Origin of the sequence: Streptomyces marianii (assembly GCF_005795905.1) — a bacterium.
GTDB lineage: Bacteria > Actinomycetota > Actinomycetes > Streptomycetales > Streptomycetaceae > Streptomyces > Streptomyces marianii.
Window position 1 is genome coordinate 3,395,400 of the sequence record NZ_VAWE01000001.1, and the last position, 21,803, is coordinate 3,417,202.

Sequence of the window (21,803 nt, forward strand, 5' to 3'; positions counted from 1 at the left end):
AATGGTCACGGAGCCGGTGCCTGCCTTGCCGTGCATCCCACCGTCACACCCCGAGCCGCACGGCCCCGAAACCTGCGACTGCCCCGCCTGCACCCACGGCCCGGTCTACGCCGTAGGAGACGCGGAGAGATTCCGGCGCGCTCGCCCGTGCAACGCGATTCCGGCCGACACGGAGACGTTGAGCGACTCAGCTGCGGGGTTCATGGGAATCGACACTGATTCGGCTGCGACACTCGAGAACTCGTCCGACGGGCCCGCCTTCTCGCTGCCGAACATGAGGACGATCCGCTCGTCGATAGCGTTGAGATCATCGACGGTGAGATCCCCATCGGCCTCGAAGACCATCGTCCGCATGCCGCTGTCCTGGAAGTAGCGGAGCGCCTCGGTCCGTGGCGAAAGGACGATCGGCAGAGAGAACACATATCCCCGGCTTGCCCTGATCAGACGCCGGTCCGCTACGGTGTCGAGATCACTGTCCACGAGGACGATACCCGAGGCTCCGAGCGCGAACGCGGTCCGCACGATGGCCCCGATGTTGCCGACGATCTTCACGCCGTCGAGGACGACGATGTCACCGGTCTTGTCGGCCAGGTCCTCGAGGCGGCTGGGCCGCGGGACCCTGGCGATACCGAAGGCCTTGGGCTTCTTCTCGGCCTTGAAAACCTGATTGGCGATCGCCGACGCGAGCAGCCGGACCGGAATTTCGCGCTTCTCACATGCGGCGAGCAGGTCGGCCGGCAGGGGCGTGGTGTCAATGCCGTAGACCTCGATGAACATTACTCCGGCGTGGATGCTCTGCAGAAGAGGCTCGACGTCCTCGATCAGCACGGTCCGTACGACGGACCTCGAATGCTTCGCGACATCGATGATTCGCTGTACCGCAGGATCGGAACGTTCGATAATAACATCTTGACTGGCCACGATGGAGACGCTAGCACAGGCACTTCCGGTTACGGCGCCCCGCCCTCCAGAGCGACACCCAGGCCGGCCAGCGTCTCGTGGGCGCTCTTCCCTTCGGCGATCGCCTCAAGTGCGAAGCCGCCGACCGAGGTCGGCGGATAACCGATGAGTTCGACCACGCGGCTGACGCCGTACAAGCCCGGCATCTGGTCTGCCCTGTCCCATAGGTAGACCGCGCCCCACAACTGTCGATCGACGTCGGAGAACCACGCCTTGAGTCGCATGCCTTCCACTGTGGAGTAGGCATCCACGGCATAGTCCCGCAGATATTCCCGGAGGCTCTCCACGGTGGCCTCCGACTTCTTCAGATCCCACATAACGATCGAAAGGTACATACCTCGAACCCCCTGAGCGTAGAGCTGCCATCGACACCGTGAAGCATACTCTTCGCAACTCGGAGCATGCGGCGCACGATTGCGCCTTCACGCCACCCATACCCGGAAGAAAACGTTCCGGATCTCCGCGAAGGCGACCTGTTCTCCTTGGAGCGAAACAGGCGCGGAGCCACCCGAAATGAAGACGCGCGCGATCTGCCGTGCGCAACCGCGTGAGTTCAAACTCATTCCGTTGCGCCGCCACGAACGAAGTGGCCCATCCGCTTGGATGGAGTCGCAAGTCGATTCCCTTGAATCAACAACGGAGACAGACCATGACGGACCGTCAAGAAACCTCCTTCCCCTATCCCCGTACCTGCCCGCTCCACCCGCCACGGGAGTACGCCTCACTGCGCGCCGAGCAGCCCATCAGCAAAATCACACTGGCCTCGGGTCGAACCGCCTGGCTGCTCACCCGACACGAGCACATAAGGAAGTTGCTCGCCAGCCCTGATGTGAGTTCGAATATGGCCCACCCCGGCTATCCGCTCCACTTCGACGTGCCGACGGAAGTCATGGAACAGCTGCGACCGGTGCTGCTCGCCATGGACCCCCCTGTGCACACCGCACAGCGCAAGATGCTGATTTCGGAGTTCACCGCCAAGCGGGTGCAGCGACTGCGTCCACGTATCGAGGAGATCGTGGACGAGTGCATCACCTCCTTGCTCACCCGGAAGGGGCCTGTCGATCTGGTCGAGGCGCTCGCCCTCCGCGTCCCGTCCCTGGTGATCTGCGAACTGCTCGGAGTGCCGTACGCCGACCGAGAGTTCTTCCAGGGCCGCACCGAGCAGCTCGTCTCGGTCGAAGCCGACCCGCAGGAGCGGAACACCGCCCATCAGGAACTCCACGAATACTTCGACAAGCTGGTCACCGCACAGGAGGCCGATCCCGGTGACAACCTGCTCGGCAGGCTCGTCGTGAAGAACCGCGAGACCGGCACGTTCACCCACGGAGAACTGGTCGGGATCGCGAACGTCCTGCTGGTCGGCGGTCACGAGACCACCGCGAACATGATCTCTCTCGGCGTCCTGGCCCTGTTGGAGAATCCCGACCAGCAGGCCAAGCTCAAGGCCGACCCGGGTCTGGCCCCGCAGGCCGTCGACGAGCTGTTGCGCTACTTCAGCATCGCCGACCAGGTGACCTCCCGCGTCGCGACAGCCGACATCGAGATCGACGGGGTGCTGATCCGCGCGGGCGAAGGCGTCATCGGGCTCAGCGCCTCGGGTAACCACGACGAGTCGGTGTTCTCCGATCCGGAGCGTCTGGACTTCGAGCGCGGCGCCAAGCATCACCTGGCCTTCGGCCACGGCATCCACCAGTGCATCGGCCAGAACCTCGCCAAGGTGGAGCTGGAGGTCGTGTTCAACGCCCTCCTCGCCAGGGTTCCCGGCCTGAAGCCCGCCGCCCCGGTCTCGGAACTGCCGTTCAAGGACAGCATGGGCGTGTACGGCCTTCACAGACTTCCGGTGACCTGCTGAGACACCGTGAGCCTCCGGCCGGCGCGGCTCGGGCAGGGAGCCTTGCCAGGCCGGAGGCTTCACGGTCGTTCGACGCCGGGGCCACCACGCCCCGCTGCCTACTCGGGCAGCTCTGCGAGCGCTCGGCGCACGAGGTACGCGACGAGCCCCTCGGCCGCAGGGACCAGCCCGAGGCGGTTGTTAGTGGTGTGCACGTAGTTCGAGAGGCAGCCCGAGTACGGAGTGCCGTCGAGACGCAGGTCGCGGGCGTCGCCGTCGGGCTCCGCACCGCACAGGGAACGGGCATGGGCGGTGGCCTCCGCGCTGATCTCGTGGAACACGTCGTCCGTGGCACCACCACGCCAGATCGCGTTGCACAGCTTGGCGAGCCGGGCCGAGGCACTGCTGTACAGCTGCGGCCAGGCACGCTGCATGACTTCCGGCGCGTACGTGCGCCACCAGTCCTCGTAGTCCCGCAGGAACAGCGTCGCGGCCTCCGGGTCGAAGCCCGCCCCGTGGAGGGACATTGCCATGACTCTCGCGGCCTCCCCGATCGGGGCCCGTCGCTCTTCGACCCATGCCCGCGGTTGCCGGCCCAACAGGTCGAGGACCGCCGCCGACGACTTCCGGAAGACGGTCTCGGCGATCTCCACCCCCTCCGGCCCCCCGTACTTGCGGTGCTCCGGCTCATAGGGCACCCGATCGAGGGCGCCGACGGGCCGGCCCTCCCTCGGGATCTCCCCCTCCAGCCGGGCAAGTTCGTCCTGCATCGCGAGCCCGAGCGCGTACTCCTCCCGCACCTCGGCCCCGAACTCCGGCATGGCGCCGGCCAGACCCGCAACGACCCGTTCGGCCGCCTCCGCCGATCCGGCCCCGGGGCCGCAGAGCATCCGCAACCGCAGGTGGGGTCCGCCCTGCCAGTAGCGGAGGAAGAAGAAGTCGTCCCGGAGCCCCTCGGCCCGGAGAAGCGGGTCGACCACGTCACACAGGAAGGGGGTGTGGAGTGAGTGCGGAACGTGGATGTGCACCACCCGCCACTCACGCGTCCCTGCCTGCCCACTATTTGTCTGTGCATAGTTCAATGAAGAACTCCTCTGCCGCGGTCCAGCCAGTGTCAGGACCGTAGTCGTCCACCGAAGGGAGGCACTCGCGCATGGACACGAGCACATCGCCGCGCGACAGCGCGGACTTCGCGAAGCTCCGGACCAGGAAGGGGTTCCGGAAGTCGACGTACATCGGCTTGTGGACACTGGCGCGACGCAGGTGCGCGTAGTCCGACCACTGACGAGTCACCTTCCGGCTGCGCCCGGCCATCACGTCGCGCTCCTCGGGCGTCTGGCACAGCACGAAGGCGTGACGGGGAAGGCCCCGGGACCGGCGCCACGCGTCGAAGGCGACGAGGGCGTCGAACGAGTCCCGGCTCAGATCCTGGAGCATGGGAATGTCGGCGGCGGTCACATTCCAGGACCTGCGCTCCGCCACGACGTCACCCACGAGGAGGCGCGGTGCGGTGTCGCTGTACGCCACGGGCCCCCCGGCGTCCTGGATGTCCTCCAGTGGCTTCCACAGGTAGCGGTTGGACGGGGAGAGCGCCTCGAGCAGACGGTAGAGAAGCGGCACGCCGACCGGGGTCATGAAGTTCATGGGTACGAGGTCGACGAACTCTTGCGCCTCCGGGTCCCAGAGACGCAGGGACTTGGAGCCGGGCTCCGCACGGACCTCCAGGCGGTTCAGCGTGTACACCGTCCGGTCGGCGCCGAGCGACACCGCACCTGGGTAGTTCACGACCCGCCGCGTCACCGAGGGGTGCAGGTTGAAGTTGAACCCGAGCACGGAGTTGAGGTCGACCTGGCCGGGGAACCGGTCGGCGAGATGCGCCCGCTGCGCTGCCGGCAGGGACCAGTCGCCGGTGCCTTTGACGAAAGATCCGAACCGTGAGAAGTAGACGCCGTAGCCGGTCAGCAGACCGTTCACGACGAGCGTCCGGTCCCGGTCCGGCAGCACGCCCCGGGCGAACTGCGCCCGGAAGGTCACCGACTCGGTGTACAGGAGGTCCTCCACCCCTTCGCAGGCCCGCTCGATGTCCGTCGGGTCCAGGTGCACTGCACCGTCCCCGGGCACAAGCCGCTCCCGGATCGTGCGCAGGGCCTCCGCCCGCTGTGTCATGTACCGCCCGGCAGCCTCCACTTCACGCCCCATGAACACGTCGGCCTGTTCCTGGTCGGTCAGCGACGAGAACGCCTGGAAGAACTCGATGAAGGGCATGCTGCGGCGCTCCCCGAGCACACGGATCGCGAAGGCGTGCAGGCCGAGCCGCTTCACCTGGCCGTTGTCCATCATCGCGGCCAGACGCCAGAGACCTGTCAGGGCGGGCATGCTCTGCTGCACCGTCGGCAGGCTCCACGCCTGGGGCGCCGTGGAGGCGGGTGTGTCCTCGAAGACCGGTGACTTCAGGACGTCCTCGGGGGGCGGCGACACCTTGCACAGCCCGGCGATCCTGTCGATCGCGGCGTAGGCCGAGTCGAGCAGCTTCTGGCGCTCCCCGGCGGCCGCTGCGGCGAAGTCCACCTCCAGTCGCCGGAGTTCGGAGAAGTGCCCGCGCAGCGCCGCCATCTCCCCCGTGCCGCCGTCGGCGAGCGTCTCCTCCAGCTTCGCCGCGTAGTCAGGGTCGTGATCGTCGATCTTTGGCCGGAAGAACAGGGTGCCAGCCCTGATCAGACCATGCGCGACCTCCCGGCTCACCACTTCCCTGCCCGTGACGGCGGTGAGCTCGCGCAGCACATGGGCCGCCGGCGCCGCGCCGTCGGGCATCGCCACGAGCAGCGCGTTGAAGATCGCCTCCCGGCGGATGCGCAGTACCGTCTCCGAGGGGATCTTCCCGTCCTCGCGGGACCCGGGCGCGACACCGATGAACTCGATCGACTCGTCGCCGGCCCGCAGGGTCGAGTTCAGCACCAAGTGCCCGGATTCCAGGCCACCCGGTACCCGCGGCACCGCTGCGAGCACCCAGTTCACGAGCAGGCGGTTCAGCGTCGTGACCGACTCGTCCGGCTCCTGTTCGCGGCGGCCGGAGCCCACCGTGACCAGGTCACCCCGATCGCCCGGAGCATCCGGGCGGAAGGCGCCGATTTCCGTGAACCGTCCGAACGGCGACGGCTTCAAGCTCGCCCGGTACGCGAAGTTGACGAGGGACGACTCCCGCAGTCTGGCCTTGCTCGGCTTGAGGGTGGCCTCTGCATCGCCCGTTACGAAGTCACGCAGGCCGCGGTAGAGCCGGTCGCCGGAGAGCTGGATGCTCCGGGCCATCGCATCGTGCTCGAAGAGCGCACGGAAGCCGTCGGCGGCCTGGGCCATCTCACGGTCGAGCTCCGTACCGCCCTCTCGCTCGCACTGCGCGGCCCGGAGACCGAGTCCGCACCAGCTCTCGACCTCGTCGAACAACTCAGCGTCCAGATGCGGGCGAAGCGGCTCCAGCCGTGCCACCACCCGGTCGTGCCGCAGATTGTGCACGTCGCGCCGCACCCCGATGAGGTGGGTCCTGACGTCGTTGCCCAGCGTGGGCACGGCCTCGCCGAGACGCTCGGCCAGGCCGACGGCACGGTCACGGATCTCCGCCCGCAGGCCATGGAGTTCATCGATGCGCGACCAGGCGGTGGTGAACGACATCCCTCCGAGCTCGCCCAGCGGAAGCCGGCTCCGCCTGTAGACGACATACGGACTGATGTTCACATCCATGGGTATCCCCCAACTTCGTCACGCGGGCCCGGTTCACCACGGCGGGCGGACGCCGGGGCCGGGCCACGAAGAAGGGGGCCTGCCCCACGGATCCCGCCGATCATTCCTCTGAGCCGGCCGGTTCGCGTGCGCAACCATGCGATCAGGTCTCCGCTGACCGGCGGCGCACGCTCTGGCCCCGCCCTGACGCAGGCCCTGGCGCCGCTCCGAGCGGTTCGACACCCTTGCCTTGGCGCGCCGCCGAGAACGACTTGATTTCTCGATACTCAATTAAAAGCGTCAGAATTAAATTGAGCCACCGTCGAGGTGCACCTCGACGGTGGCTCAACTATTTCCTAGTCCCTTAATCAGGACGAGGACGACGAAGAAGACGTCGAAACGCTGCTGGTCGTGCACGAGGCGGCCATCACCTGCGCCAGGTCGTCGTTCTCACCAGCGCCAGCGATGAGGTCCGAGATCTCGAGGACGTCGAGCTCAATCTGCTGCTCCACTGCTTTCACCTCCTTTCGTCGATGCACTTCGAACCTAACTCCGGCAATCGATCTTCGGCAACCAGCAACCGGGTGACGTAGATCACAACACATTGGATGCCCTCGGACTTGACCATTCGAGTTACAGTCGGTTCAAGATCATGTGACGGCATACCTGGCGTCGGCTCGAATCTGGGGGCTACTTCGTGCATCTTTTCGCCGGCATCCCGCAGCCCGATGGCGCAAAATACACCGATACTTTTGCGCCACTCATTCGGGCACTGTTCTCGCCAGAGCGGGTAGGAGGCCACGGCCCCTACTACTTCGTCCGCACACACGACGGGCAGGTCGGCGCGAACACCCTTCAGATCAGCATCGATGAGGTGGTGAATCCCGACTCCATACGCGACGAGCTGCAGAGTCTCGCCCAACAGTACGGGTGTGTCGCGCGCGTCGACGAGGTGCCGCGAGAGGTGGTCCCGTCACCGATGTGGAATGCAGGGTTCAGCGGAAGCGGATTCTCCGCCTCTTCTCAGCGACTCTTCCAGGAGGCCGCACCCGCCCTCGTCTCGTTCTTGAACCATGCAGCGGAAGAAGGGCGTCCGCTGTTGAGAGCACTCGGCGCCCTCCGCCTTATGGCCGCGCATACCAGAGCGACTCTATTGAGGTCTCCGCAGCGGAGTATTGGCGGTTACGAACTCCGCGACCTGCTGTCGCTGCGCCTACTGAGCTACCGATCGCATTTCGAGGCGGTCTATCTTCGCACCAAGGATCCGGAGTCCTTCGAAGCCGCTTGCGCGCGGTTCTACGAACAGGTCGGACCGACCATTCGAGCCTTCATCGAGGCGTGTGGAGACCCGAACGTAGACCTGGCGGATGATACGCCGGTGCAGAAATGGACGGAGCTCATCACGTCCCAATCCAGCCACCTGGCTGAAACCTTTCTGGACGGCTCCATCGTCAACGCCGGCTACACCCTCGAAGACCTCGTGCGCGAGCGCGGGGCTCCGGTCGAACCCACACGGTTCCACACGCCGCCCAGTCCGGAGCTGGACCGCCTGATGCACCGCGACGCCGACTTCCTGGCCTTCCGGCTGCAGACCAGCCTGCTGTACAGCGGCCTGTACTCGCTCGGTTTCAGCCTGGCGGAGCGATACGTCTTCTGTTACGTCATCGCACGTGCCAACGAAGAGGTCTGCGGAAAGTCCATGCAGGAGCTCCAGGACGGCCTCGACGACCTCGCCAAGACCATGGCGGCGGTCCCCTCGGCGGCTGTCGAGTGACGCGGCCCGGGCTCGCAGATCTCACGACCGCAGGAAGAAGATCCACATGCACGTGAACAGGCACCATGAGTACATCCCCGACGAGCTGCGCCGTCTCGAGGAACTCGTCTCGCCGTACGGACTGGTCTCGCGCACCTCACCGCTGCCGGTACGCGAGGGCGAGCCGCCCTTCGCGGTCCATCTGTCGCACCTCGGCGTCCCATCCCGCGCCCTCTCGAACCTCCGGACGTGGGCCGCCGACGAGGACACTGGCAACTCCGACGGCGCGGGCACCGGACTCACGCCCGAGCGGGCCAAGTTGCTCTCCATCGCGGAGGCGCTCGAGCGGTACTCCACGTGTGCGTGGGACGACGGCGAGATGGTGGTCGCCGCTGAGAACGACCTCACCGAGGAGTTCGCGTCGCCGTCGCGGTGGCCCAGGTGCTCGCCCACGGAGCTGGATCGGGACGACTGCAGACTGAGCGAGTACGACCCGTCCGTCCCGATCCGCTGGGTCCGCGCGTGGTCGCTCACCCGACAGGTGCCCGTGCTCGTCCCCGCGATCTCTGTATACCTCCATATGCCCTACTTCTCGGAGTCCGAGAAGTTCACCCGCGGCATCACGACCGGGGCCGCGGTGCACTCCGACGTACGGGCCGCCGTGCTCGGCGGGTTGCTGGAGGTCGTCGAGCGGGACTCCATCGCGCTGGTCTGGCTCCAGCGGCTGCGACTGCCCGAGCTGGTCGTGGACCCGGAACAGCTCAGCGCCGGCACACGGGCGCTGCACCGGGTCGGCACCTCGACGGATCTACGAGTCAGGCTGTTCGACGCGACGACGGACTTCGGTGTCCCGGTGATCTACGCGGTGCAGCTCGCCGACGCCGATCCCACGCTCGCCCAGATCGTCGCCGCCACGTGCGACGTCCGTCCGGAGGGTGCTCTGGGCAAGATCTACCGCGAACTGTCCTCCCTGCGCGTGGCATTGCGCGGGTACGTATCCGCCTACGACGGGCGCGAACCCGACCTTTCCCAGGTGAGCGTGGTCGGCGGCGCCGTCCACAACGCGTCATCAGAACGGCGAGAGGTCTTCGACTTCCTGCTGGAAGGCGAACGCCCCGCGTACGGACTCGACGGCATGCCGAGCCTGTCCGCGGAGGCGGACCTGCTGGACACCGTGGTCTCCCGGCTCGCGTCACGCGGCGCCGAGGTACTCGTCGCCGACATCACCACGGACGAGGCGCGCCAAGTGGGCATGCGGGCGGTGAAGGTGCTCGTGCCCGAGGCGATGCCCGTGTCGTTCGTGCACGGCGAGCGCTACCTCGGCACGCCGCGCCTGTACAAGGCGCCCCATGCCATGGGACACACGAGCCACGCCGAGGACGCGCTCAACCCCGAGCCGCAGGCGTTCGCATGAGCGAGAAGAAGGAGCAGAGCAGCATGTCGCCCGATCCCCGTCCGCGGTGCCTGTACCTCGTACGCGACAGCTTCGGCCGAAAGCTCATGGAGCACCGTGGTGTCCCCGCGGAGCAGCGGGTCTCCTTCGAGGACTTCGTGAGCGGCGTGGCGCCGCACGCGGATGCCGTCGTCCCCGTGCATTCCGGCAGCGCCCCCGAGCTCCGCGACGAGGTCGACCGGATCTGCGCGGAGCAGGGCACGCCGTCCGTCGGACTCCAGCTGCTGTCGACCAAGATCGTGTGCGGGCCGGCCGTCGTTCCGGGCCGCACGGCGTGCTACGCGTGCTATCGGAAGCGCGCCGCCCAGCACGCGGGCACGGCTCACCCGTACGACATGGAGGCGGCGCTGACCGGCCTGCCGGAGGGCTTCGGCCCGCTGCACCTGGCCGTCGCCTCCGGCCTCCTGGAACTCGCTCTCGCCGACATCGCAGCCGGCACCACCGGGATCGGGGGCACCGTGCGCACGTTCAGCCTCATCTCGGGAGCCGTGTCGTCCGCGGCGACGGTGTCGGTGAACCGGTGCCCGCGGTGCGGGGACCGGTTCGCCCAGATGCGTCCCGACAGCGCGATGCCGTTCCCGGAACTACTGCGGTAAGGAAGGAGATCGATCATGGTTGCCGAGATGAAGGCCGAGCAGATCGGGCAGGCCGCACGTACGGACATGCAGTTGATGGTGCCTGTCCGGCCCATCCTTCGACGCGGGGTGCGACTCCGACGGGCCGGAGATTCCGTCGTGCTCGACGGGGCGGACCGGGCACAGGTGTTCTCTGGTGCGTTCGCGCGGGACGGGCTGGTGCCCCTGACCGACGCGTGCGACGGCACCCGCGGACACGCGGAGTTGGCGAGCAAGGTCGGGTTCGACGAGAACACGGTCTACAAGTGCCTGGCCCTGCTCTGGACGGCCGGGGCGATCGAGGAGGCCGCGTCCGGCGAAAAGCCGAGCGTGGCGCCGGAGTGGGCCGTCTTCCTGTCCCGGCTGGGCAACTCCACGGGGGCGAACCCGTCCTGGGCGGACGCCGTCTCGCATCTGGCCCGCCGTACAGTGCGCCTCGAGGGGGACCCCGCCCTCGTCACCGCGGCCCGGCGGTCGCTGCGGGAGGTGTGCCGGCCGGTCACAACCCCGGTCGGCCCGTCGGACCTCCCGGACGAACTCACCGTGTTCTTCGAAACGGCCTCGTCGACGCCTCTTCTGGCAGCCATCGAGGAACGATGCCGACAGGACGGGCGTCCGCTGCTGCGGGTGCGCGCCGACGCGCGGGCGATCACCGTCGGCCCCTACGTCGACGTCTCGATCACTCCCTGCCTGGACTGCGGCAGCCACGGCGAGGCGGAGTTCTCCGGCGAGCTGCCAGAGCACCTGCACGACCTGGTCGCCGGCCTCGCGGCGCACCACGTCGTCGCTCTGCTCGCACGGGCCACGATCTCGCACCTTCCGGCCGACTCCACCGTGACGGACACCGCGACCCTCTCCACGGACTACCGCCCGGCCGCCATCCGCCCGGGATGCCCGCGGTGCTCTTACACGCGGGGGCCTGTCGCGCAAGCGCCCGCCGGCGCCGTCTACGAGGCCTCGGTCGCGATGCCGCCGCGTGCGTTCCTCGCGCCGAAGGACCACCAGGCGCACTACTACGCAGCCAATCTGCGCCTGCAGTCGCAGTTCAAAGACTGGCCGAGCCGCCCGCACACACCGCTTCCCGCCCTCGATCTCGCCGCCCTCGCGAAATCCGAGCGGCACGATCCGTCCCGCGGCGATGTCCCGCTCTCCCTGGACGCCCTGGGAACGGTGCTGAAGATCGCCTTCGGGGTCAAGGACGAGGAGAGCACGACGGAACGCGTGAAGCGATGGACCGCGGCGTCGGGGAACATCGGGTGCACAACCGCATACGTGGTCCTGCGCGACGAACGGATCATGCCTCCGGGAATCTACGCGTACGCCCAGGGCAGTCACACGCTCGCGGCCATCTCCAGCCGGGTGCCCCCGGGTGACGCGCCGTGCGAGATCGTCATCACCGGCGATCTCAAGAAGGTCATGACCAAGTACGGCACGTTCGGCTTCCGCCTGGTCTTCCTGGACGCCGGCTGCAACCTGGCCGCCGCCCGGGAGGTCGCGCAGCAACTGGGACTCGGCTTCGCGCCGCACTCGGACTGGGACGACGAGGCGCTGGCCCTCGTACTCGGCACATCACCTGCCGATGAGCCCATCGCTGGCGTGGCAACCCTCGGAGGTACGGCGTGAGAAGCGATCTGACATCCATGACGGCCGTGCTGGAGGGCTTCACCTCCCGGAAGAGCACGTCGGACGGCCTGGCCGCGGAGCGCCGGCCGGTCCCGTTCCCGAACGCCGTGCCCGTCGAACCGGCTGTGCAGGCCGACGACCTGCGACCTGTCCACGATCTGCGGGACACGCTTCAGCGCCGGCGCTCCACGCTCCAGTACGCGCCGCAGCCGGTACGTACCGGCGTGATCCTGTCTCTGCTGACCGAGGCGCTGCTCAGGGACCGCGACGACTGGGGGCTCGACGCCGCGGCGGGCGCGCTGGAGGGCTTCGTCTTCGCCTTCCGCAGCGAGGGCGCGGCGCCGGGGCTGTACCGCGTGACAGCCGAGGGCAGCTGGCACCTGGCGGGACTCGACGCACTCGGGCCGGTCGAGAACCTCGGCGTCCAGCGCGAGTTCTCCACCGCGGCGGGGATCGTCGCGGTGTACGCCAACCTGGACCGGGCAGACACCTGGGCGGGGTCCCACGGGTACCGCGTCAGTGCGGGTCGGGTCGCGATGGCAACCTACGACCTGAATCTCCGGATTCAGGCGCTGGGGCTCGTCGGCACGCTGTTCGGCGGATTCATCCCCTCTTCCGTGCATCGTCTGGTGCACAGCGACGGGGCGTCCCGCCATTCCCTCCTGGCCACCACATACGCCTGTCCCCCACGGAACTGACCTTACTCAGCAAGGGCGAGACCGGGGCCAGTAGACGACGGCCTGCGCAACCGATGGGTTGCGCAGGCCGTCGTTGTACGCACGGAGGCGTCATCCGCGCGCGGGCACGGCGAAGGGCCCGTACGACGTGCTGCCGTACGGGCCCCTGCTTGGTGCGATGCGCTCTAGTTCAGAGCAACCGGGTCAACCCGATCGAACAAGCGAGATTACTTGGTGATCTTGGTGACCTGGCCGGCGCCGACGGTCCGGCCACCCTCGCGGATGGCGAACTTCAGGCCCTCCTCCATGGCGACCGGCTGGATCAGCTGGACGGACATGGTGGTGTTGTCGCCCGGCATGACCATCTCGGTGCCCTCGGGGAGGGTCACGACGCCGGTCACGTCCGTGGTACGGAAGTAGAACTGCGGGCGGTAGTTGTTGAAGAACGGGGTGTGACGACCACCCTCATCCTTCGACAGGATGTAGGCCTGGGCCTCGAACTCGGTGTGCGGGGTGACCGAACCGGGCTTGATGATGACCTGGCCGCGCTCGACGTCCTCGCGCTTGATGCCGCGGAGGAGCAGACCGACGTTCTCTCCGGCCTGGCCCTCGTCGAGCAGCTTGCGGAACATCTCGATGCCGGTGACCGTGGTGGTCGTCTTCTCGGTCTTGATACCGACGATGTCGACGGTCTCGTTGACCTTGAGGACACCACGCTCGATACGGCCGGTGACGACGGTGCCACGACCGGTGATCGTGAAGACGTCCTCGATCGGCATCAGGAACGGCTTGTCGATGTCACGCTCGGGCTGCGGGATCGCCTCGTCGACGGCGGCCATCAGGTTCAGGACCGACTGGCCCCACTCCTTGTCGCCCTCGAGAGCCTTGAGCGCCGAGACCTTGACGACCGGAACGTCGTCGCCCGGGAACTCGTACTCGGAGAGGAGCTCACGCACCTCGAGCTCGACGAGCTCCAGGATCTCCTCGTCGTCCACCATGTCGGCCTTGTTCAGGGCGACGACGATGTACGGAACGCCGACCTGGCGGGCCAGGAGCACGTGCTCCTTGGTCTGCGGCATCGGGCCGTCGGTGGCGGCGACCACGAGGATGGCGCCGTCCATCTGGGCGGCACCCGTGATCATGTTCTTGATGTAGTCCGCGTGACCGGGGCAGTCGACGTGGGCGTAGTGACGCGACTCGGTCTGGTACTCGACGTGCGCGATGGAGATGGTGATACCGCGCTGGCGCTCCTCAGGAGCCTTGTCGATCTGGTCGAACGCCGAGGCCTCGTTCAGGTCCGGGAACGCGTCGTGCAGCACCTTGGTAATGGCGGCCGTGAGGGTCGTCTTACCGTGGTCGATGTGACCGATGGTGCCGATGTTGACGTGCGGCTTAGTCCGCTCGAACTTCGCCTTCGCCACTGGGGTCCTCCTGTGGAGTGGTTCTGTACGCCTTACTCATCGGCGCCAGGGTGATCTTTGCTGGTGGTGCCGACCGCCGGGACGAGCCTCACGGGTTCGCGGGGAACGCCCCGACGGTTCGGCGTCAAGCCTAAAGCGTGTACTCGGGTGAGTTACTCGCCCTTGGCCTTCGCGATGATCTCCTCGGCGACGTTCCGCGGAACCTCGGCGTAGGAGTCGAACTGCATCGAGTAGCTTGCGCGACCCGAGGTCTTGCTGCGGAGGTCGCCGACGTAGCCGAACATCTCCGACAGCGGCACCAGGCCCTTGACGACGCGGGCACCGGCACGCTCCTCCATGGCCTGGATCTGGCCACGGCGGGAGTTGATGTCACCGATGACATCACCCATGTAGTCCTCGGGCGACGTGACCTCAACGGCCATCATCGGCTCGAGGAGAACCGGGGACGCCTTGCGCGCGGCCTCCTTGAAGGCCTGCGAACCGGCGATCTTGAACGCGAGCTCGGAGGAGTCGACCTCGTGGAAGGCACCGTCGAGAAGCGTGACGCGGACGCCCGTCATCTCGTAGCCGGCGAGGATGCCGAACGACATCGCCTCCTGGCAGCCGGCGTCCACGGAAGGGATGTACTCCTTCGGGATGCGGCCACCGGTGACCTTGTTCACGAACTCGTAAGCGGCGTCGCCGCCCTCGATCGGCTCGACCGCGATCTGCACCTTGGCAAACTGACCGGTACCACCGGTCTGCTTCTTGTGGGTGTAGTCCACGCGGTCGACCGACTTACGGATGGTCTCGCGGTACGCGACCTGCGGCTTGCCGACGTTGGCCTCGACGCGGAACTCGCGCTTCATGCGGTCGACGAGCACCTCGAGGTGAAGCTCGCCCATACCGCCGATGACGGTCTGGCCGGTCTCCTCGTTGGTGTGCACCTGGAAGGAGGGGTCCTCCTCCGCGAGACGCTGGATGGCAACACCCAGCTTCTCCTGGTCGCCCTTGGACTTGGGCTCGATCGCGACCTCGATGACCGGCGCCGGGAAGTCCATGGACTCCAGGATGACCGGGTTCTTCTCGTCCGCGAGCGTCTCACCGGTGGTGGTCTGCTTCAGGCCCATGACGGCGACGATGTCGCCGGCGCCCACCGACTCGATCTCCTCACGCTTGTTGGCGTGCATGCGGTAGATCTTGCCGATGCGCTCCTTGCGGCCCTTCACAGAGTTCAGCACCGCGGTGCCGGACTCCAGACGGCCGGAGTAGATGCGCACGAAGGTGAGCTTGCCGAGGTGCGGGTCGCTCATGATCTTGAACGCCAGCGCCGACAGCGGCTCGTCGTCGGACGGCTTGCGGCGGACGACCTGCTCGGCGTCCTTGACGTCGTGTCCCTCGATGGCCTCGACGTCGAGCGGCGACGGCAGGTAACGGACGACCGCGTCGAGCAGGGGCTGCACGCCCTTGTTCTTGAACGCGGTGCCGCAGAACACCGGGGTGACCGTGGTGCCCTTGCTCTTGCCGGAGGCGATGGTGATACGACGGATCGCGGCGTACAGCTGCTCCTCGGAGGGCTCCTGGCCCTCGAGGTACAGCTCCATGATCTCCTCGTCGTTCTCGGCCACGGCCTCGAGCAGCTTGCCGCGGTACTCCTCGGCAGCCTCGGTGTGGGTGTCCGGGATGTCGACGGTGTCGTACATCTCGCCCTTGGCGGCCTCGGCGGACCAGACCAGGGCCTTCATGCGGACCAGGTCGATGACGCCCTTGAAGTCGGCCTCGGCGCCGATCGGGAGCTGCATGACGATCGGCTGCGCACCCAGGCGGTCGCTGATCATGTCGACACAGCGGTGGAACTCGGCACCGGTGCGGTCGAGCTTGTTCACGAAGCAGATGCGCGGAACGCCGTAGCGGTCGGCCTGACGCCACACGGTCTCGGACTGCGGCTCGACACCGGCCACGCCGTCGAACACCGTCACGGCACCGTCGAGCACACGCAGGGAGCGCTCCACCTCGACGGTGAAGTCGACGTGCCCCGGGGTGTCGATGATGTTGATGGTGTGGTCGACGTCCTCGAGCGGCCAGTGACAGGTCGTCGCGGCGGACGTGATCGTGATGCCGCGCTCCTGCTCCTGCTCCATCCAGTCCATCGTGGCGGCGCCGTCGTGGACCTCACCGATCTTGTACGAAACACCGGTGTAGAACAGGATGCGCTCGGTGGTGGTCGTCTTGCCCGCGTCGATGTGGGCCATGATCCCGATGTTGCGGACCTTGGCCAGGTCAAGCGAAGTGGTAGCCATAAGGCTTTCGTCTTCTCTCGGTTCTCGATGGGGTCTGCGACTACCAGCGGTAGTGCGCGAAGGCCTTGTTGGACTCGGCCATCTTGTGCGTGTCCTCGCGCTTCTTGACCGAAGCACCGAGGCCGTTCGAGGCGTCCAGGAGCTCGTTCATGAGGCGCTCGGTCATGGTCTTCTCACGGCGGGCGCGGGAGTAACCGACGACCCAGCGCAGCGCGAGGGTGGAGGCGCGACCGGGCTTGACCTCGATCGGCACCTGGTAGGTGGCGCCACCGACACGGCGGGACTTGACCTCGAGGGACGGCTTGACGTTCTCGAGGGCGCGCTTCAGCGTGATGACCGGGTCGGCGCCGGTCTTCTCACGGAGGCCTTCCATGGCGCCGTAGACGATGCGCTCGGCGGTGGAACGCTTGCCGTTGAGCAGGATCTTGTTGATCAGCGAGGTCACCAGAGGAGAACCGTAGACCGGGTCGATGATGACCGGGCGCTTCGGGGCGGGGCCCTTACGAGGCATTCTTACTTCTCCTTCTTGGCGCCGTAGCGGCTGCGGGCCTGCTTGCGGTTCTTGACACCCTGGGTGTCGAGGGAACCGCGGATGATCTTGTAGCGAACACCCGGCAGGTCCTTCACACGGCCACCACGCACGAGCACGATGGAGTGCTCCTGCAGGTTGTGTCCCTCACCCGGAATGTAGGCCGTGACCTCGATGCCCGAGGTCAGACGCACACGCGCGACCTTACGGAGGGCCGAGTTCGGCTTCTTCGGGGTGGTCGTGAACACACGCGTGCAGACACCGCGACGCTGAGGGGAACCCTCGAGTGCGGGCGTCTTGTTCTTCTCGACCTTGTCCTGCCGGCCCTTCCGGACCAGCTGCTGGATCGTAGGCACTACTTCTCCGGTTTCTGTGTGCCGTGTAGTAAAGCTAACCTGGAACGTCGCCGACCCACGCGGTCGGGTGTGTCGAATACCGCGGACCCCCGCCGAAGGCGGAAAAGGCGCAGATTACGGTGGCCGGTCTTGGCTCGCTGTGCGGCTGAGGACACGCACATGAGCCCAGGCACACCCCAGGCACAAGGTCTGAGCGTACCTACCTCACCGACTTCGGTCAAAACAAATGGAGCCCGCCCGACACTCCGGACTTTCGCCAGATGTCCACCCGAGCCGCCGACGCCCTCGATTCCATTGTGCCGCGCCCCGCGGAACTTCTCTCCATCGATCGCCACCCCGGCTCCCCACGGGGCCGGGGCGGGCACCCTGCGTAGCCGTCCGTCGGCGGAGAACCACCACGTGAAAGCGGGTGCCGAGACGCGTGGGCGGCCCCGGGCAGGGCGATCGGACCCGACGGCACCGCCAGTCCCCCGCCGAACGCTGCACGGCGGGCCCCGAGCCGAGCCGCCCGCCCAGGCGCCCCGTCGCACGGGGCAGTTGCCCGGCCCGCCGGCATCGCCCGGGACACGCCGAAGGGCGGCCACCCCGGAGGGTGACCGCCCTTGGCGTCAGACGTACGCCTTACTGGTTGTACGGACCGTAGTCGTAGTCCTCCAGCGGAACGGCCTGGCCGGAGCCGGTGCCGAACGGCGAGTAGTCGATGTCGTCGTAGCCGACGGCCGAGTACATCGCGGCCTTGGCCTCCTCGGTCGGCTCGACCCGGATGTTGCGGTAGCGGGCGAGGCCCGTACCGGCCGGGATGAGCTTACCGATGATGACGTTCTCCTTGAGGCCGATCAGGGAGTCCGACTTGGCGTTGATCGCCGCGTCGGTCAGGACCCTGGTCGTCTCCTGGAAGGACGCCGCCGACAGCCACGACTCGGTCGCCAGCGAGGCCTTGGTGATACCCATCAGCTGCGGACGGCCGGAGGCCGGGTGGCCGCCTTCCTGGACCACGCGACGGTTCTCGTGCTCGAACTTCGAGCGCTCCACCAGCTCGCCCGGCAGCAGCTCCGCGTCGCCGGACTCGATGATCGTCACGCGGCGCAGCATCTGCCGGATGATGATCTCGATGTGCTTGTCGTGGATCGACACACCCTGCGAGTTGTAGACCTTCTGGACCTCGCCGACCAGGTGGACCTGGACGGCGCGCTGGCCGAGGATCCGCAGCACGTCGTGCGGGTTGGTGGCACCGAAGGTGAGCTTCTGGCCCACCTCGACGTGGTCGCCGTCCCGCACCAGGAGCTTGGCGCGCTTCGAGATCGGGTACGCCGCCTCGTCGCTGCCGTCGTCCGGGGTGATGACGATCTTCTTGGTCTTCTCGGTCTCCTCGACCCGGACGATGCCGGCGACCTCGGAGATCGGGGCGACACCCTTCGGGGTACGGGCCTCGAAGAGCTCGACGACACGCGGCAGACCCTGCGTGATGTCGTCACCGGCCACACCACCGGTGTGGAAGGTACGCATCGTCAGCTGGGTACCGGGCTCACCGATGGACTGGGCGGCGATGATGCCGACCGCCTCACCGATGTCGACCAGCTTGCCGGTGGCGAGCGAACGGCCGTAGCAGTACGCGCACGTGCCGACCGCGGACTCGCAGGTCAGGACCGAGCGGGTCTTGACCTCCTCGACACCCGCGCCCACGAGCGCGTCGATCAGCACGTCACCGAGGTCGACGTTGGCCGGCGCGATGACCTTGCCGTCCACCACGACGTCCTCGGCGAGCATCCGCGCGTACACCGACGTCTCGACGTCGTCCGCCTTGCGCAGGACGCCGTCGGCGCCCCGCTCGGCGATCCGCAGCTTCAGACCGCGGTCGGTGCCGCAGTCCTCCTCGCGGATGATGACGTCCTGCGAGACGTCGACCAGACGACGGGTCAGGTAACCCGAGTCGGCCGTACGCAGGGCGGTGTCGGCGAGACCCTTACGGGCACCGTGCGTGGAGATGAAGTACTCCAGCACGGAGAGACCCTCGCGGAAGGACGCCTTGATCGGACGCGGGATCGTCTCGTTCTTGGCGTTCGACACCAGACCACGCATACCCGCGATCTGACGCATCTGCATCATGTTTCCGCGAGCACCCGAGTTGACCATCATGAAGATGGGGTTGGTCTTCGGGAAGTTCTCGTTCATGGCCTCGGCGACCTCGTTGGTCGCCTTGGTCCAGATCGCGATGAGCTCCTGCGTGCGCTCGTCCTTGGTGATCAGACCGCGCTCGTACTGCTTCTGGACCTTCTCGTCCTGCGCCTCGTAGCCCGCGACGATCTCCTTCTTCGCCTCGGGAACGACGACGTCGGAGATGGCCACGGTGACACCGGAACGGGTCGCCCAGTAGAAGCCGGCCGCCTTCAGGTTGTCGAGCGTCGCCGCCACGATGACCTTCGGGTAGCGCTCGGCGAGGTCGTTGACGATCTCGGAGAGCTGCTTCTTGCCGACCGTGTAGTCCACGAACGGGTAGTCCTCGGGCAGCAGCTCGTTGAAGAGCGCGCGGCCCAGGGTGGTCGTCAGCCGGAAGCTGTCGCCCTGCTGCCAGGGACCGGTCCCGACGGCGTCGTCCCCGTCCTCGTCCACCGGCGGGGTCCAGCCGCGCGGCGGCACGGTGCCGATGGGGAAGCGGATGTCGATCTTCGCCTGGAGCGAGAGCTCCCGGGCGTCGAACGCCATGATCGCCTCGGCGGTGGAGTTGAACGCGCGGCCCTCGCCGCGCACCTCGCGCTCCTGCTCGTCCGTGGTGAGGAAGAAGAGGCCCAGCACCATGTCCTGGGTCGGCATGGTGACCGGACGGCCGTCGGCCGGCTTCAGGATGTTGTTCGAGGACAGCATCAGGATGCGGGCCTCGGCCTGCGCCTCCGCGGACAGCGGCAGGTGCACGGCCATCTGGTCACCGTCGAAGTCCGCGTTGAACGCGGTGCAGACGAGCGGGTGGATCTGGATGGCCTTGCCCTCGACCAGCTGCGGCTCGAAGGCCTGGATGCCGAGGCGGTGCAGCGTGGGCGCACGGTTCAGCAGCACCGGGTGCTCGGCGATGACCTCTTCGAGGACGTCGTACACGACGGTGCGGCCGCGCTCGACCATGCGCTTGGCCGACTTGATGTTCTGCGCGTGGTTCAGGTCGACCAGGCGCTTCATCACGAACGGCTTGAAGAGCTCCAGCGCCATGGCCTTGGGCAGACCGCACTGGTGCAGCTTCAGCTGCGGGCCGACGACGATCACGGAACGCGCCGAGTAGTCGACCCGCTTGCCGAGCAGGTTCTGACGGAAGCGGCCCTGCTTGCCCTTCAGCATGTCGCTGAGGGACTTCAGGGGGCGGTTGCCCGGACCGGTGACCGGGCGGCCGCGGCGGCCGTTGTCGAACAGCGCGTCGACGGCCTCCTGCAGCATCCGCTTCTCGTTGTTCACGATGATCTCGGGGGCACCGAGGTCGAGCAGACGCTTCAGTCGGTTGTTGCGGTTGATCACACGGCGGTACAGGTCGTTCAGGTCGGAGGTCGCGAAGCGGCCACCGTCCAGCTGCACCATCGGACGCAGGTCCGGCGGGATCACCGGCACGCAGTCCAGCACCATGCCCTTGGGGCTGTTGCTGGTCTGCAGGAAGGCGGAGACGACCTTGAGGCGCTTGAGCGCACGGGTCTTCTTCTGCCCCTTGCCGGTACGGATGATCTCGCGGAGGCGCTCGGCCTCCTCCTCCAGGTCGAAGGACTCCAGGCGCTTCTGCAGCGCCGCGGCACCCATCGAACCGTCGAAGTACGTGCCGAAGCGGTCACGCAGCTCGCGGTAGAGCAGCTCGTCGCCCTCGAGGTCCTGGACCTTGAGGTTCTTGAAGCGGCTCCACACCTCGTCGAGACGGTCGATCTCGCGCTGGGCGCGGTCGCGCAGCTGCTTCATCTCACGCTCGGCACCCTCGCGCACCTTGCGGCGCACGTCGGCCTTGGCGCCCTCGGCCTCGAGCTCGGCCAGGTCGGCCTCGAGCTTCTTGGCGCGGGCCTCCAGGTCGGCGTCGCGGCGGTTCTCGACCTGCTGGCGCTCGACGGAGATGTGGGCCTCGAGCGAGGGCAGGTCGCGCGTGCGGCGCTCCTCGTCCACGTACGTGATCATGTACGCGGCGAAGTAGATGACCTTCTCCAGGTCCTTCGGGGCGAGGTCGAGCAGGTAGCCCAGCCGCGACGGAACGCCCTTGAAGTACCAGATGTGGGTGACGGGAGCGGCCAGCTCGATGTGGCCCATCCGCTCGCGGCGCACCTTGGCGCGCGTGACCTCGACGCCACAGCGCTCACAGATGATGCCCTTGAAGCGGACGCGCTTGTACTTGCCGCAGTAGCACTCCCAGTCCCGGGTAGGACCGAAGATCTTCTCGCAGAAGAGTCCGTCCTTCTCGGGCTTGAGCGTGCGGTAGTTGATGGTCTCCGGCTTCTTGACCTCGCCGTGGGACCACTGACGGATGTCGTCAGCGGTAGCCAGGCCGATCCGCAGCTCGTCGAAGAAGTTGACGTCGAGCACTATGCGTCAATCCCTCTCAGGGTCGTGTCTCAATCATGGTCTGTACGGGGTCCCGGG

General features: G+C 67.1%; 16 protein-coding genes. 6 read left to right on the forward strand and 10 right to left on the reverse strand.

All coding sequences use genetic code 11. The features are described from left to right. Nucleotides 1-105: 105 nt before the first annotated feature. Entirely contained in the window at nucleotides 106-921 is an 816-nt protein-coding gene (gene nshR, locus FEF34_RS15185; protein ID WP_138053665.1) for an NshR/TsnR family 23S rRNA methyltransferase, read from the reverse strand. A 29-nt stretch (nucleotides 922-950) separates the two neighbouring features. Then, nucleotides 951-1,295: a hypothetical protein gene (locus tag FEF34_RS15190; protein WP_138053666.1), complete on the reverse strand. Its 345-nt coding sequence runs from the start codon at nucleotides 1,293-1,295 to the stop codon at nucleotides 951-953. 314 nt (nucleotides 1,296-1,609) lie between these two features. On the opposite strand from FEF34_RS15190, the gene FEF34_RS15195 reads away from it, so the two are divergent. Next, on the forward strand, nucleotides 1,610-2,812 hold the full coding sequence (locus FEF34_RS15195; protein WP_138053667.1) for a cytochrome P450: 1,203 nt from the start codon (nucleotides 1,610-1,612) through the stop codon (nucleotides 2,810-2,812). 98 nt (nucleotides 2,813-2,910) lie between these two features. On the opposite strand, the gene FEF34_RS15200 is transcribed toward FEF34_RS15195, so the two are convergent. From FEF34_RS15200 to FEF34_RS42840, 3 genes are all read right to left on the reverse strand, one after another. Continuing rightward, nucleotides 2,911-3,960 (reverse strand): lantibiotic dehydratase C-terminal domain-containing protein, encoded by a 1,050-nt coding sequence (locus FEF34_RS15200; RefSeq protein WP_138053668.1) that lies wholly within the window; start codon nucleotides 3,958-3,960, stop codon nucleotides 2,911-2,913. Then, nucleotides 3,851-6,526 carry a lantibiotic dehydratase gene (locus tag FEF34_RS15205; protein WP_138053669.1) on the reverse strand — a complete coding sequence of 892 codons (2,676 nt, stop codon included), beginning with the start codon at nucleotides 6,524-6,526 and terminating at the stop codon, nucleotides 3,851-3,853. Before FEF34_RS15205 ends, FEF34_RS15200 begins: the two co-directional genes overlap by 110 nt. Before the next feature lie 347 nt (nucleotides 6,527-6,873). After that, on the reverse strand, nucleotides 6,874-7,017 hold the full coding sequence (locus FEF34_RS42840; RefSeq protein WP_094030676.1) for a thiocillin/thiostrepton family thiazolyl peptide: 144 nt from the start codon (nucleotides 7,015-7,017) through the stop codon (nucleotides 6,874-6,876). Between the two features lie 185 nt (nucleotides 7,018-7,202). On the opposite strand from FEF34_RS42840, the gene FEF34_RS15215 reads away from it, so the two are divergent. Genes FEF34_RS15215 through FEF34_RS15235 form a run of 5 tightly spaced genes read left to right on the forward strand, consistent with a single transcriptional unit; the run spans nucleotide 7,203 to nucleotide 12,646 of the window. After that, nucleotides 7,203-8,279: a hypothetical protein gene (locus tag FEF34_RS15215; RefSeq protein ID WP_138053671.1), complete on the forward strand. Its 1,077-nt coding sequence runs from the start codon at nucleotides 7,203-7,205 to the stop codon at nucleotides 8,277-8,279. Nucleotides 8,280-8,325: 46 nt separating this feature from the next. Then, nucleotides 8,326-9,672 (forward strand): YcaO-like family protein, encoded by a 1,347-nt coding sequence (locus tag FEF34_RS15220; RefSeq protein ID WP_138053672.1) that lies wholly within the window; start codon nucleotides 8,326-8,328, stop codon nucleotides 9,670-9,672. Continuing rightward, a complete protein-coding gene (locus FEF34_RS15225) occupies nucleotides 9,669-10,307 on the forward strand; it encodes a TOMM precursor leader peptide-binding protein (protein ID WP_138053673.1) in 639 nt (212 codons plus the stop codon). Before FEF34_RS15220 ends, FEF34_RS15225 begins: the two co-directional genes overlap by 4 nt. 15 nt (nucleotides 10,308-10,322) lie before the next feature. Then, on the forward strand, nucleotides 10,323-11,948 hold the full coding sequence (locus FEF34_RS15230) for a tpaE (protein WP_138053674.1): 1,626 nt from the start codon (nucleotides 10,323-10,325) through the stop codon (nucleotides 11,946-11,948). Then, nucleotides 11,945-12,646, forward strand: a complete 702-nt coding sequence (locus tag FEF34_RS15235; RefSeq protein WP_234042409.1) for a tpaF — start codon at nucleotides 11,945-11,947, stop codon at nucleotides 12,644-12,646. The genes FEF34_RS15230 and FEF34_RS15235 overlap by 4 nt, the downstream gene beginning before the upstream one ends. 206 nt (nucleotides 12,647-12,852) lie before the next feature. On the opposite strand, the gene tuf is transcribed toward FEF34_RS15235, so the two are convergent. The 5 genes from tuf to FEF34_RS15260 form a co-directional block, all read right to left on the reverse strand. Then, nucleotides 12,853-14,046, reverse strand: coding sequence for an elongation factor Tu (gene tuf / locus FEF34_RS15240; RefSeq protein WP_138053675.1), 1,194 nt, complete (start codon nucleotides 14,044-14,046; stop codon nucleotides 12,853-12,855). Nucleotides 14,047-14,198: 152 nt separating this feature from the next. Continuing rightward, nucleotides 14,199-16,325, reverse strand: a complete 2,127-nt coding sequence (gene fusA / locus FEF34_RS15245) for an elongation factor G (protein ID WP_138053676.1) — start codon at nucleotides 16,323-16,325, stop codon at nucleotides 14,199-14,201. Between the two features lie 40 nt (nucleotides 16,326-16,365). Then, nucleotides 16,366-16,836, reverse strand: coding sequence for a 30S ribosomal protein S7 (gene rpsG, locus FEF34_RS15250; RefSeq protein ID WP_006347241.1), 471 nt, complete (start codon nucleotides 16,834-16,836; stop codon nucleotides 16,366-16,368). 2 nt (nucleotides 16,837-16,838) lie between these two features. Then, entirely contained in the window at nucleotides 16,839-17,210 is a 372-nt protein-coding gene (gene rpsL / locus FEF34_RS15255) for a 30S ribosomal protein S12 (RefSeq protein WP_003948652.1), read from the reverse strand. 621 nt (nucleotides 17,211-17,831) lie between these two features. Beyond that, on the reverse strand, nucleotides 17,832-21,746 hold the full coding sequence (locus FEF34_RS15260) for a DNA-directed RNA polymerase subunit beta' (protein ID WP_138053677.1): 3,915 nt from the start codon (nucleotides 21,744-21,746) through the stop codon (nucleotides 17,832-17,834). Between the last annotated feature and the right edge of the window lie 57 nt (nucleotides 21,747-21,803).